Annotated in this window: 10 protein-coding genes; 7 read left to right on the top strand and 3 right to left on the bottom strand. The window is 38.3% G+C overall.

Going from position 1 to position 13,417, the window contains the following annotated elements; translation table 11 throughout:
* Nucleotides 1-71: 71 nt before the first annotated feature.
* Genes J4051_RS01925 through panC form a run of 3 tightly spaced genes read right to left on the bottom strand, consistent with a single transcriptional unit; the run spans nt 72 to nt 2,258 of the window.
* Nucleotides 72-1,043, bottom strand: coding sequence for a lysylphosphatidylglycerol synthase transmembrane domain-containing protein (locus J4051_RS01925; RefSeq protein WP_208232041.1), 972 nt, complete (start codon nt 1,041-1,043; stop codon nt 72-74).
* Nucleotides 1,044-1,045: 2 nt separating this feature from the next.
* A complete protein-coding gene (gene panD / locus J4051_RS01920; protein ID WP_066438671.1) occupies nt 1,046-1,396 on the bottom strand; it encodes an aspartate 1-decarboxylase in 351 nt (116 codons plus the stop codon).
* A gap of 13 nt (nt 1,397-1,409) precedes the next feature.
* Nucleotides 1,410-2,258 (bottom strand): pantoate--beta-alanine ligase, encoded by an 849-nt coding sequence (gene panC / locus J4051_RS01915; RefSeq protein WP_208232040.1) that lies wholly within the window; start codon nt 2,256-2,258, stop codon nt 1,410-1,412.
* A 110-nt stretch (nt 2,259-2,368) separates the two neighbouring features.
* Here panC and J4051_RS01910 point away from each other — a divergent pair, with 110 nt between their 5' ends.
* From J4051_RS01910 to J4051_RS01880, 7 genes are all read left to right on the top strand, one after another.
* A complete protein-coding gene (locus J4051_RS01910; RefSeq protein WP_208232039.1) occupies nt 2,369-3,178 on the top strand; it encodes a glycogen/starch synthase in 810 nt (269 codons plus the stop codon).
* Nucleotides 3,179-3,222: 44 nt separating this feature from the next.
* A complete protein-coding gene (locus J4051_RS01905; protein WP_208232038.1) occupies nt 3,223-4,863 on the top strand; it encodes a DUF4270 domain-containing protein in 1,641 nt (546 codons plus the stop codon).
* A gap of 25 nt (nt 4,864-4,888) precedes the next feature.
* Nucleotides 4,889-6,736 carry a glutamine--fructose-6-phosphate transaminase (isomerizing) gene (gene glmS / locus J4051_RS01900; protein WP_208232037.1) on the top strand — a complete coding sequence of 616 codons (1,848 nt, stop codon included), beginning with the start codon at nt 4,889-4,891 and terminating at the stop codon, nt 6,734-6,736.
* A 213-nt stretch (nt 6,737-6,949) separates the two neighbouring features.
* Nucleotides 6,950-9,700 (top strand): TonB-dependent receptor, encoded by a 2,751-nt coding sequence (locus tag J4051_RS01895; protein ID WP_208232036.1) that lies wholly within the window; start codon nt 6,950-6,952, stop codon nt 9,698-9,700.
* An 11-nt stretch (nt 9,701-9,711) separates the two neighbouring features.
* Entirely contained in the window at nt 9,712-11,328 is a 1,617-nt protein-coding gene (locus J4051_RS01890; RefSeq protein ID WP_208232035.1) for an SGNH/GDSL hydrolase family protein, read from the top strand.
* Nucleotides 11,329-11,516: 188 nt separating this feature from the next.
* Complete coding sequence (atpD, locus tag J4051_RS01885; RefSeq protein WP_208232033.1) at nt 11,517-13,025, top strand: F0F1 ATP synthase subunit beta; 1,509 nt, start codon at nt 11,517-11,519, stop codon at nt 13,023-13,025.
* 76 nt (nt 13,026-13,101) lie between these two features.
* Complete coding sequence (locus J4051_RS01880; protein ID WP_208232031.1) at nt 13,102-13,377, top strand: F0F1 ATP synthase subunit epsilon; 276 nt, start codon at nt 13,102-13,104, stop codon at nt 13,375-13,377.
* Nucleotides 13,378-13,417: the final 40 nt, after the last annotated feature.

The following is a 13,417-nucleotide window of genomic DNA, read 5'->3' as shown; positions in this document are numbered from 1 at the left end:
ATATTAGCCATGGCAAGGTAAAAAATAATTCGGATTGTTCCACCACGCCTTTTTAAATGTTTAATAAAGACCTAATCCTTCTGTTTTACCTTTTGCTTAGTATTATAGATAGGCAAAAACAAGAAAGAAAGACTCCCAAGAACAATAATCATGAGGGTTTGGGAAGCCCACATAATCCATCCAAAAGCAATGCTCGGATTTTCTGGAATATCAAAAATAGAAAAAGCAGCTCCAATGGCCAATGGATATACAAAAATACCACCATTTGTAGCCGCTATGGTAAAACTACCTGCAATAAAGGCGATTAGTAACGCTCCTATAGACACGCCATTTAAATCATCTACCGCTAATGTGGTGACATAAAACATCAACACGTACATGGTCCAGATAAAAAAGGTATGGAAAATAAACAGCCATTTATGCTCCATCTTAAAAATACTCAGAATTCCTTCTAATAAACCACGAACAAAATCTCTTACTTTTAAGGCTATCTTAGATTGGCTTTTTTTAAGATATAAAAAAATAAGAACTGAAAAGATGATACCAATAGCCCCAAACAGAATAAGCTTATTTGGTTGAAAGGAAGTCTGTAAAAGTTCAAAAATAAAATCAAACTGGATCAAAAGTGTGATGGCAACAATACTGAGAAGTATAATCATATCTGCCATCCGCTCTGCTATAATAGTACCAAAACCCTTCTGAAATGGGACATCCTCATAATTTGTTAAAACTGCAGCTCTTAGGACTTCTCCAGATCTTGGGATCCCATAATTAGCTAAATAAGTTATAAAAACAGCCATGATGCTGTTAGGAAATCTTACGCTGTAACCCATAGGTGCCAGCAAATACTTCCATCGATAAGCTCGAGATAAATTACTGAGCAAACCAAGGAACATCCCTAAACCAATCCAACCATAATTGGCTGATTTGAAATATGGAATGATTTTATCAATGGGTAATTTTGAAAAGGTGTACCAACCAAAAAAAGCGGCCAATAAAACCGGAAGCCCGATCCTTAATATCTTTTTGGTCTTGGCGTTCAATACTACTTGAGTAAGTTGGTCGCTTCATCAGGAAAAACCAATGAAGGCTTAAAGGTTTTAGCCTCTTCCAATTCCATAAAAGCATAGGTAATCAGAATCAGGGTGTCTCCAACAGCTACTTTTCTTGCAGCGGCTCCATTTAGCGTTATTTCACCAGAATTTCTTGGTCCAGGAATCACATAAGTGTCCAAACGTTCACCATTGTCATTATTGACAATTTGCACTTTTTCGCCTTGAATGATATTGGCCGCATCCATTAAATCTTCATCAATGGTAATGCTTCCTATATAATTTAGCTCAGCACCTGTACATTTGACACGGTGTATTTTTGATTTTACAACTTGTATTTGCATTTGGCAAAGGTAATTAATTAAGCGCTATATTATCTATAAGTCGGATATCTCCCGCAAATACAGCAATAAACGCTCTGTATGATTTAGTTTTAGTTTTTCTTTGAACGGTTTGTAAGCTTGCTTCATCAGCAATGGTGAAATATTCCAACTTCAGCAAATCGTGCTGAGCAAACTGTTTTTCAACCCATTCTATTACTTTATTCGCACTTTCCGTGCCAAAACGATTTTTGGCAGCTTTTAGTGTTTTGTATATGAATGGCGCTGCTTCTCGCTGAGCTTTACTCAAGCGTTCGTTTCTTGAACTCAGGGCCAAACCGTCTTTGTCTCTAAAAATCTCAACACCTTTCACCTCAACAGAAAGTTGATGCTTTCTTATTAACTCTTGAATGATTCGAAGTTGTTGAAAATCCTTCTTTCCAAAGTAAGCAGTATCCGGCTGTACAATTTCAAACAGTCGCTTTACAACAGTACCAACGCCATCAAAGTGGCCTTTGCGAAATCGACCTTCCATCTGATCTTCCAACCCGTCGAAATCAAAACGTTCTGATGAGACGGTGCCTCCATAAATATCATCTGCTGCTGGTGCATAAACGATCAAATCTTTTGATAGCGTTTGTAATAGTTCCAAGTCACTTTCTATGGTTCTTGGATATTTTTCCAGGTCTGAGGTATTGTCAAATTGCGTCGGATTAACAAAAATACTGACCACCATTCGAGAGTTTTCCTCCAGTCCCTTTCTAATTAATGACAAATGCCCATCATGCAATGCACCCATTGTAGGCACAAAACCAATGGTTTGGTTTTTAAGCCTCAGCCCATCTACAACCCGTCTTAAATCTTCTTTTTTATGGCAAATTATCATTATATAACAAAAAATTAACAGCGTGCAAACTTAAGATTTTACTATCAATCTGCATAAAATTTTGTACTTTTGCGTGTTTTAATTTTAATTTTTTTTAAACTCCGTGATTTATGAAAGATAAGAGGATATTGTACGTGTCTTCCGAGGTTGTACCTTATTTACCTGAAACTGAAATTTCTTCAATGTCATTTGAAGCTCCGAGAATGGTGAATAAACAAGGTGGACAAATACGGATATTCATGCCTAGGTATGGAAACATAAATGAGCGTAGACACCAATTGCATGAAGTCATTAGACTATCAGGAATTAATTTGGTCATCAATGACTTGGATATGCCTTTGATTATAAAAGTGGCCTCTATTCCCAAAGAAAGAATTCAGGTATACTTTATTGACAACGAAGAATATTTTAAGAGAAAAGCAACATTGACAGATGAAGATGGAAGTCTCTATCCTGACAATGATGAACGTGCCATATTTTTCGCCAAAGGGGTGATTGAAACTGTAAAAAAACTTAATTGGGCACCAGATATCATACATGTCAACGGCTGGTTAGCGTCCCTATTGCCGGTTTATCTCAAAGAGTATTATAAAAACGAGCCTTTGTTCACCGATAGCAAAATTGTGACTTCCATATACAATCAAAGCTTCGAAGGAACGTTAAATACGGACATGATCAAGAAAGTGAAATTTGACAATATTGATGAGTCAGCAATCAAGATTTTAGAAAAGCCTAGTTTCATCAACATGATGAAGATTGCGATTGATTACTCCGATGCGCTTATAAAAGGCTCTTATGAGCTGGACCCAGAATTGGAAGATTATTTAAAAGCATCAGAAAAACCGGTTTTGGATTATTTTTCACAAGAAGATTTTGCTGAGCCTTACGCTGAATTCTATAACACCAAAGTGCTCAAGTAATACAAAAACATACTATTCGCTTCTAAATCCACTTACACATAGTAATGAAAAACAAAAAATTCGCCTTGAAAAACCTATTTATCCTTGCCATATTGATGACAGCATTCATTGCATGTGATAAGGATTTTGTGTCTCTTGATTCAGATATTTCTGGTCTAAATAATTTTGGTGTGGCTGACGCCAAGTATGATGTCATCGCATATACCAACAAGCTAAAGCCTATTCAGACCAACAATTTACCATCCAATTTATTTGGTTTTTATAAAGACCTGATTTACGGAAATAGCACTGCTAGTTTGGTCACACAACTCTCGCCAAATACATTGGACCCAACATTTCCCGATGATGTCAGATTGGATTCCGTAGTCCTGACTATTCCCTATTTCAGTAGAGCTACGGGTATTGAAAATGAAGTTACCTCTTATAAATTAGACTCTATTTATGGCGATGGAATTATTAACTTTAAACTTTATGAGAACAATTATTTTCTAAGAAATTTTGATCCAAATTCAGGTTTTGACCAACCTCAAAAGTATTATTCTGACCGTTCGGTATCTGCTTCAAGTCAAATACCTTTAGCTTCTTTGCAAGGCACAGTTTTGAAAGCCGTTGATAGCTTTAAGCCAAGTAACAAAGAAATCATTCTTAAAAAAGGTGAAGAAATCACACGATTAGCTCCAGCATTGCGCTTTAAAATGGACACTACATTTTGGAAAAATAAAATCATGCTTAAAGAAGGTGATCCGGTATTGAGCAACGTGAATACCTTTCAAAACTATTTTAGAGGCATCTATTTTGAAGCTGAAGGCATCAACGACAATGGCACTATGATGTTGCTTAATTTAGGATCCACCAATGCCAATATTACCATACACTACAGTTCTCCTCCTACAGGAACAGCAACTGATGCTGAGCGTATTGCTGGAACCTACATGTTGAAATTTCCAAGTTATAATCCCAGTACAATTAGTGCATCAAGCAATATCATCAACTTTTTAGATAATGATTTCACATTAACAATTCCTGATGGCAACCCAACTACTGGCGATGAGAGATTATATCTTAAAGGTGGACAAGGTGCCACGGCTGTAATAGATCTATTTGGAGGCACTGATATTGATACGGATGAAGGTACAATGACCGCTTTTGAAGCGTTCAAAAACGACTATGTCCAAACGGATGCTTCGGGGAAATTCGTAAAAGCGAAAAGATTGATCAATGAAGCCAATTTGATCTTTTATGTAGATCAAAGCCTTACACAAGGTCAAGAACCTGATAGAGTCTATATCTACGATGCCAAAAACAATAGGACCTTGTTAGATTATGACTTCGACTCTGCTGATAATTCAAGAATTAATCATCTTGGAAAATTACAACATGTCAGCGACGACGACAATTCAAAAGGTGTCAAATACAAAATCAAAATTACTGAACATATTAAGAATCTTTTAATGAACGATTCCACAAATGTCAGTTTAGGATTGGCTGTGTCCTCAAATGTTAATGTGGAAGGTTCTGTTGCGCAAGGTTCGATTTTAAACTCAGGAAGTAATGCAGTTAAAAAATTGCCTGTAAGCTCCATTTTATCTCCAAAAGGCACTGTCCTATACGGAAATAACACATCGGCTACAGATGAAAATAAAAAGTTATATTTAGAGATATTTTATACTGAACCAAATAATTAGTACTCAACTTAAAACCTAATACAACATGTGCGGAATTGTCGGATACATAGGCCATAGAGAGGCTTATCCTATTGTTTTAAAAGGATTGCAACGCTTAGAATACAGAGGTTATGACAGTGCTGGCATTGCTCTATATGATGGCAAAGATCTCAATTTATGCAAAACAAAGGGCAAGGTTGCTGACTTAAAGGAACTCTTGGAAAAAGAAATGTCCACCAGCGGAAAGCTAGGTATTGGACATACGCGTTGGGCTACCCATGGTGTTCCCAATGATGTGAATTCGCATCCTCATTATTCCAATTCAGGTAATTTGGTGATCATTCATAACGGGATCATTGAAAATTACGATTCTCTAAAAAAAGAGCTCATAAAACGCGGCTATACCTTTCAATCAGATACAGATACTGAAGTATTGATCAATTTGATTGAAGATGTCATGACCAATGAAAAGATCAAACTTGGAAAAGCAGTTCAGTTAGCTTTAAACCAAGTCATCGGAGCCTACGCAATTGCAGTATTTGACAAAAACAAACCCAACGAAATTGTTGTAGCTAAGTTAGGAAGTCCTTTGGCGATAGGCATTGGCGAAGGCGAGTTTTTTATCGCTAGTGACGCCTCTCCTTTTATTGAATTTACTGACAATGCCATCTATCTTGAAGATCATGAAATGGCAATCATCAGATTGGATAAAGACATCAAAATCAGAAAAATAGAAGATGACTCCTTGGTCAATCCTTATATTCAAAAACTTCAGCTCAATTTAGAACAAATTGAAAAAGGTGGCTACCCTCATTTTATGTTAAAGGAAATCTACGAACAACCTTTAGCCATAAAAGACACCTATAGAGGCCGATTATTAGCCGATGAGGGCATCATCAAAATGGCTGGGATTGAAGACAACATGAAGCGGTTTTTAAATGCGGACCGCATTATAATTGTAGCTTGTGGTACCTCATGGCACGCGGGATTGGTTGCTGAATATATCTTTGAAGATTTAGCAAGAATACCTGTTGAAGTAGAGTATGCATCAGAATTTAGATACAGAAACCCAGTCATTACTGAAAAGGATGTTGTGATTTCAATTTCTCAATCTGGTGAAACCGCAGACACCTTGGCAGCTATTAAATTGGCAAAGTCAAAAGGAGCGTTTGTATTTGGCGTTTGCAATGTTGTAGGATCATCCATAGCAAGAGAGACAGATGCTGGAGCTTATACGCACGCAGGACCAGAAATTGGGGTCGCTTCTACAAAAGCGTTCACCACCCAAATTACAGTTCTAACCTTGATAGCCTTGCGATTAGCAAGAGCGAAAGGCACCATGTCCAGTTCGGATTATCGTAGGCATTTGCATGAATTGGAACTCATCCCTGAAAAAGTAGCAGAAGCTTTAAAAGCAGATAAACACATCCAAGCGATATCCAAATTGTATAAAGACTCACGCAACATGCTTTATTTGGGTAGAGGTTACAATTTCCCTGTAGCGCTAGAAGGCGCCTTAAAACTAAAGGAAATCTCTTATATCCATGCCGAAGGCTACCCAGCCGCAGAAATGAAGCATGGTCCTATTGCCCTAATCGATGAAAACATGCCTGTCATTATCATCGCCACCAAAAAAGGACACTACGAAAAAGTAGTCAGTAATATTCAAGAAATTAAAGCCAGAAAAGGTAAGATTATTGGTATTGTAACCGAAGGTGATGTCAGTGTAAGAGAACTCGCTGATCACGTGATCGAAGTTCCTGAGACTTTAGAAAACTTATCTCCTTTATTAACTACCATTCCATTGCAACTATTATCTTACCATATTGCAGTCATGTTAGGAAAAAATGTAGATCAACCAAGAAATCTCGCAAAATCAGTCACTGTAGAGTAAAATTTCACAAACGTGACTTTTACAGTTATCCCATGATTCAAGAGGCTAAAAACTACTTAAAAGTAGATTTTAGCCTCTTTTATATTGAATTACACAAATAACCATACCATTTTTTGTCAAATAATACTATGCATGCATAATTTTTTATAAAAAACAATTCAAAGTATCATTTTATTATTTATATTGGTAACCAAAATTAACTAATCTCCTAAAATGAAAACAATTCTTAAGATTATGATGCTGTTAAGTGTTACGCTCACTTATTCGCAAACCACAGTATCCGGAAAAGTAACCGATGGAACTGGTCAACCCTTACCAGGGGCCAATGTTATTATTGTAGGCACTTCCACTGGGACTATTTCAGACTTTGATGGAAACTACACCCTAACTTCTTCTCAAGCCCCACCATTTTCTATTCAAGTAAGTAGTGTTGGTTTTGAATCGGTAACAAAACAAGTGACCTCAACACCTCAAACCCTCGATTTTATGCTCCGTGAAGGAACGTCTCTGGATGAAGTGATTATTTCAGCCTCCAGAACACCTGAACGCGTTTTTGAATCGCCGGTAACTGTTGAAAGATTTGGTCTTAAAGAAATTAAGAACACCGCATCTGCTGGATTTTATGATGGACTGGAGAATTTAAAAGGCGTTGATGTCAACACCAATAGTTTAACGTTTAAATCTATTAATACCAGAGGCTTCGCAACCTTTGCCAATACACGTTTTATGCAACTTGTGGATGGCATGGACAATTCCTCTCCTGCTCTGAATTTCCCAATCGGAAACTTAGTTGGTATGAATGAGACCGATGTATTGAGCGTTGAGTTGTTGCCAGGTGCAGCATCTGCTTTGTATGGCGCGAATGCATTTAACGGTATTCTTTTTATGCGAAGTAAAAATCCTTTCGATTTTCAAGGGATCAGCGGCTACCACAAACAAGGTATCACTTCTCAAGATGCCAGTGGAGATAACACCTATAGAGATTCGGGGCTAAGAATGGCTTACAAATTCAGCGATCATTTTGCTGCAAAAGTAAACTTTGGATGGTTAAAAGGAACCGATTGGACCGCCAATAACTATGGTGGAAAACCTAGCGGTGGTGCCACTAGAGCCAGTATAGATTACGATGGTTACAATATTTATGGTGATGAAGTGTCTACCAATATAAGAGCTGCTTCTGGAGGATTAGGAGTCATTCCAGATGTTATAGTGAGCAGAACAGGATACGAAGAACGCGATCTAACCGATTATAATGCGGAAAGTGTCAAAGCAGACTGGGGATTATATTTCAGACCTTGGGCCAACGATTTTGAAATCCAATATGTAGGTAAAATTGGTACAGGTTCTACTATTTACCAAGGAACCAATAGATATGCTATTACTAACTTCACACAGCAACAACACAAAATTGAAGTAAGGAATGACAATTTCTTCGTAAGAGGTTATGTTGTTGCCGATAGTGCTGGTGATTCTTATGACATGGTTTTTACTGGAATTAATATTAACCGTGCCTGGAAACCAGATGCACAATGGTTTGGAGAATACATTCAAACGTATGCCGGTGCAACTTTTAGCGGTGCAACGGAAGCAGAAGCACATGCCGCAGCAAGAGCAGTTGCAGAAACAGGAAGATTGGTACCAGGCACTCCTGCCTTCCAATCAACTTTCGACAGAATTATTAAAGACCCTGATTTTGCTACCGGTTCTCAATTTAAAGATCAATCCAAATATTATCACGCTGATGGTAACTACAACTTCAGCCACTTATGGGATGCCATTGACATCCAAGTAGGCGGATCTTACAGAAAATATGAATTGAATTCCTCAGGAACTATCTACACAGATTTCGACGGCTCTATTCCTTATTCAGAATTTGGTATCTATACCCAATTGCAAAAAGAATTTGACTTAGGCGCAGAAATGAAATTGAAATTGACAGGTTCGGCACGTTATGACAAATCTGAATTTTTTGATGGATTCCTTTCACCAAGAATCTCAGCAGGTTTTACAGTGAACCCAAATCATAATATTAGAGCATCTGTACAAACAGGTTTTAGAAACCCAACGACCCAAGATTTATTTATTGGACTGGATGCCGGTCGTGCCATTTTAGTTGGATCTGCGCCAAGTAACTTAGATCGTTACGTCAGAGATTATGATATTAGCGCTGCAGGTCAGATAGGATTTGGACAACCTGCTCAAATAACCCAAACTGGAGGTGCAGCCTATACGAATTCATATTTAGCATCCTCGGTGACTGCTTTTGCACAATCTGAAAATCCAGCGGATTTAAAAATTGGAAATTCAGCACTTGTAACTCCAGAAAAGATTACCACTGCAGAAGTTGGATATAGAGGTAAACTCAATAGTGTAATCGTTGACATGAGCGTTTACTACAACAAGTACCAGGATTTCATTTCCGGTGAAGTTGTGGTAGCACCTTTCTACGGAACTGCTGGCGACAATGCCTTATCGATAGCCGCTATTGCCAATGGAGATTATCAAGTTTATCAAACTTACACCAATTCCAAGGCCGATGTAAACTCCTATGGTGGATCTATTGGGATATCAACAAAGGTTTTTGGAAATTTTGATTTGGGAGGTAGCTATACTTATACAAAACAAGATTTCGATCAGGCTGCATTCCCTGATTTTAAAACAAGCTTTAACACCCCAGAGCACAAAACTAAAATCAATTTCGGAAATACGGAGTTGTTTAAGAACTTTGGATTTAATACAGCTTGGAGATGGAGTGACGATTACTACTGGCAAGCTACCTTTGGAGATGGTGCAATCCCAGCTTTCCACTCTCTTGACGCACAGATTAACTTTACCGTTCCTTCGTTGAAATCTACATTTAAGGCAGGTGCAACCAACGTTCTTGGTAAGGAGTACTTTACGGCTATTGGTACGGGGTCTATCGGATCGATGTATTATGTATCATGGACTATCAACAACCTATAAAAAACTATATAATGAAAAATATAAAATATTTACTACTGTCCGCTATCCTAGTTGCTTTTACAGCCTGTAGTGATGATGACTATGATTACAACCCAGCGCCCGAACCATTACCGGAGTTAACCGCTGGTTCTGTTGACTTTTCAAAATATGTAGCGGTAGGGGCATCTTTCTCTGCCGGATATACAGACAATGCTCTTTTTATCAAAGCGCAGGAAAACTCCTTCCCTAATATTCTGTCTGGAATATTTGAAAATGTTGGTGGTGGTGCATTTGCACAACCATTAATGAAAGATAATATTGGAGGATTTGTTTTAGGTTCTAATGTTGCGGTACCACCGAGATTATATTTAGACTTATCAGGAGCCAGTCCAGCGCCAAAATTGCTTAATGCTGTACCAACAACTCAATTAACAGATGTTTTATCCGGTCCGTTTAACAATTATGGTATCCCTGGAGCAAAAAGCTTTCATTTAGGAATCCCTGGATATGGTGCTTTAAATCCTTATTTTGGACGTATGGCGTCAAGCGCAACCGCCACAGTTCTTGGTGATGCTGTCGCACAAAACCCAACCTTTTTCACACTTTCAGAAATCGGTGGAAATGACGTCTTGGCTTATGCTACTTCTGGAGGGACTGGAGTCTATCAATTGGGCAACTTAGATCCTTCAACTTATGGCAGTAACGACATTACAGACCCAAATGTATTCGCTGCTTCATTTTCAGCGGCAGTCAACGCATTAACAAGTAATGGCGCAAAAGGTGTCGTGACTAATGTACCATACATCACTAACTTAGCGCATTTTACGACAGTGCCACATAATCCATTAAGCCCTGCGAATCCTGCTTTTGGCCCTCAAATTCCAATGTTAAATAGCATTTTTGGAGCTCTGAATCAAATTTTCACGGCCATTGATCCATCTAGAGTGATTATCTTTTCAGAAACAGCCGCAAGTGCTGTGGTCATTAATGATGAAAGTTTAACTAATATTGCGCCACAAATTGCAGGCGCATTAAATGCCAGCCCAACCTTTCCTGCATTTATCGCACAGTTTGGTTTGCCTGCTCAAGCAGCACCATTAGTAGCTAATTTATTAGCGACGACTTATGGACAAGCTAGACAAGCTACTGCTGATGATCTTTTGGTTTTACCAAGTAGCAGTGTTATTGGAACTGTAAATATGGCATCTGTAGCTGCTTTAATGGGTCAAGGACTACCTCAAGAACTTGCAGGACAGTTTTCTGTAGAAGGTGTTACCTTGCCTTTAGCTGACAAATGGGTGCTTATCCCAAGTGAACAAGCAGAGATCAAAGCCGCTACTGATTTATACAACCAATCTATTGCCGCTATCGCTGACCAAAAGGATTTAGCTTTGGTAGATTTTAAAGGTATTTTACAAACCGCAACAGAAACTGGTTTTTCTGACGGTGACTTTATTTTCACTACAGCATTAGTTACTGGTGGATTAATAAGTTTAGATGGCGTCCACTTGACATCAAGAGGTTATTCGCTCATGGCAAACGAATTTTTAAAAGCTATTGACGCCAAATATGGCTCCAATTTTGTTGCAGCTGGCTATAAAGCGAAACCAGGAGAATATCCTACAAACTATAACCAAGCATTAAGATAATTCAGACATAGAGTCAGAGATTAAAACACCTTTCCAAAGAAGGTGTTTTTTTTGCTTAAAAAAGCTCAAAAAGCACTTTATAATTAGTTAAATAATCATATCTTTGCAGCGCGAAAAACGAAGTACTCAACTTGATTAGAGGACAATGTTTTCGTATTATATTTAATTCAACATTAAACAGATAAGTAATGTCAAAAGTTACAGGTAAAGTTGCACAAATCGTTGGCCCAGTAATCGACGTAGCGTTTGAAGCGGGTTCAGAGCTTCCAAAAATCTATGATTCCTTAGAAATTAAAAGACCTGATGGTTCTTTATTGGTATTGGAAGTCCAGTCTCACATTGGTGAAGATACAGTTAGAACCATTGCGATGGATTCTTCCGACGGACTAAGTAGAGGTACTGAAGTTCATGCTACCGGTGCTCCTATTCAAATGCCAATTGGCGAAGATGTTTACGGTCGTTTGTTTAATGTTATTGGTGATGCTATTGATGGTTTAGGTGATTTACCTAAAGCTGGTAATGCTGGTTTACCTATCCATAGACAGGCACCTAAATTTGAAGATCTATCAACTTCAACAGAAGTTTTATTCACAGGTATCAAAGTTATCGATTTGATTGAGCCTTATGCAAAAGGTGGTAAGATTGGTTTATTTGGTGGTGCTGGTGTTGGTAAAACGGTTTTGATCCAGGAGTTGATTAACAATATTGCAAAAGGTCACGGTGGACTTTCAGTTTTTGCTGGAGTTGGAGAAAGAACTCGTGAAGGAAATGACCTTTTGAGAGAGATGTTAGAATCTGGCATTATAAGATATGGTGATGACTTTATGCAATCTATGGAAGATGGCGGATGGGATTTATCCAAGGTGGATAAAAACATCATGAAAGAATCTAAAGCAACTTTCGTATTTGGACAAATGAACGAACCTCCTGGGGCTCGTGCTCGTGTAGCATTATCAGGATTGACCATTGCTGAGTATTTCCGTGATGGTGCTGGTGAAGCGCAAGGAAAAGACGTGTTGTTCTTCGTTGATAATATATTCCGTTTTACACAAGCGGGTTCTGAAGTATCCGCATTATTAGGTCGTATGCCATCTGCAGTAGGTTACCAACCAACATTGGCAACTGAAATGGGTGCCATGCAAGAGCGTATTACTTCCACAAAGAGAGGTTCCATTACATCTGTACAAGCGGTCTACGTTCCTGCGGATGATTTAACGGATCCTGCACCTGCAACAACCTTTGCCCACTTAGATGCAACCACTGTATTATCTCGTAAAATTGCTGAGTTAGGTATTTATCCTGCTGTGGATCCATTGGATTCTACATCACGAATCTTAACCGCTGAAATCTTAGGCAATGAGCACTACACATGTGCACAAAACGTAAAAGAGTTATTGCAACGCTATAAAGAATTACAGGATATTATTGCTATTCTAGGAATGGAAGAGCTTTCTGAAGAAGATAAAATGGCTGTTGGACGCGCAAGACGTGTGCAACGTTTCCTATCACAACCATTCCACGTTGCTGAGCAATTTACAGGAATTCCTGGAGTGTTGGTTGATATTAAAGAAACGATCAAAGGATTCAACATGATTATGGAAGGTAAATTAGACCACCTACCAGAAGCTGCTTTCAACCTTAAAGGAACAATTGAAGAAGCGATCGAATCTGGAGAGAAAATGCTTGCTGACGCCTAAAAATAAGTTCAGAGTTATGAGTTATGAGTTCAAAGTTGACTCATAACTCATAACTTATAACTCATAACTATAAAAAATGTATTTAGAAATTGTATCCCCGGAAGCCTCACTTGTTAGTGGTAATGTTGAAAGCGTTACTGTACCAGGGATTGAGGGTGAATTCCAAATGTTGAACAATCACGCTGCTATTGTCTCTATACTTGGAAAAGGGCCAGTGAAGTTCAAAGGCAACGCAACAATTGCGCAAGGCCAAGAATCAAACTTCACACAAGAAGACGGAAGTTGGGTGATGTACATCAATAGTGGTACTGTAGAAATGAAAGATAATAAAGTGATTGTATTGGTTGACTAACCAAAACTCACTTCTTTTGAATAAAGAAAATCACGCCCGA

This window comes from Gelidibacter pelagius (assembly GCF_017581925.1).
GTDB classification, from domain to species: domain Bacteria; phylum Bacteroidota; class Bacteroidia; order Flavobacteriales; family Flavobacteriaceae; genus Gelidibacter; species Gelidibacter pelagius.
Note: the sequence above shows the minus strand (reverse complement) of the source record. Positions and strands in the feature narration are given on the sequence as shown.

Coding starts and splice junctions, on each gene's coding strand:
- panD (WP_066438671.1), bottom strand. CDS start 1,396: ATGCAAATACAAGTTGTAAAATCAAAAATACACCGTGTCAAATGTACA.
- J4051_RS01895 (WP_208232036.1), top strand. CDS start 6,950: ATGAAAACAATTCTTAAGATTATGATGCTGTTAAGTGTTACGCTCACT.
- J4051_RS01910 (WP_208232039.1), top strand. CDS start 2,369: ATGAAAGATAAGAGGATATTGTACGTGTCTTCCGAGGTTGTACCTTAT.
- atpD (WP_208232033.1), top strand. CDS start 11,517: ATGTCAAAAGTTACAGGTAAAGTTGCACAAATCGTTGGCCCAGTAATC.
- glmS (WP_208232037.1), top strand. CDS start 4,889: ATGTGCGGAATTGTCGGATACATAGGCCATAGAGAGGCTTATCCTATT.
- J4051_RS01905 (WP_208232038.1), top strand. CDS start 3,223: ATGAAAAACAAAAAATTCGCCTTGAAAAACCTATTTATCCTTGCCATA.
- J4051_RS01890 (WP_208232035.1), top strand. CDS start 9,712: ATGAAAAATATAAAATATTTACTACTGTCCGCTATCCTAGTTGCTTTT.
- J4051_RS01880 (WP_208232031.1), top strand. CDS start 13,102: ATGTATTTAGAAATTGTATCCCCGGAAGCCTCACTTGTTAGTGGTAAT.
- panC (WP_208232040.1), bottom strand. CDS start 2,258: ATGATAATTTGCCATAAAAAAGAAGATTTAAGACGGGTTGTAGATGGG.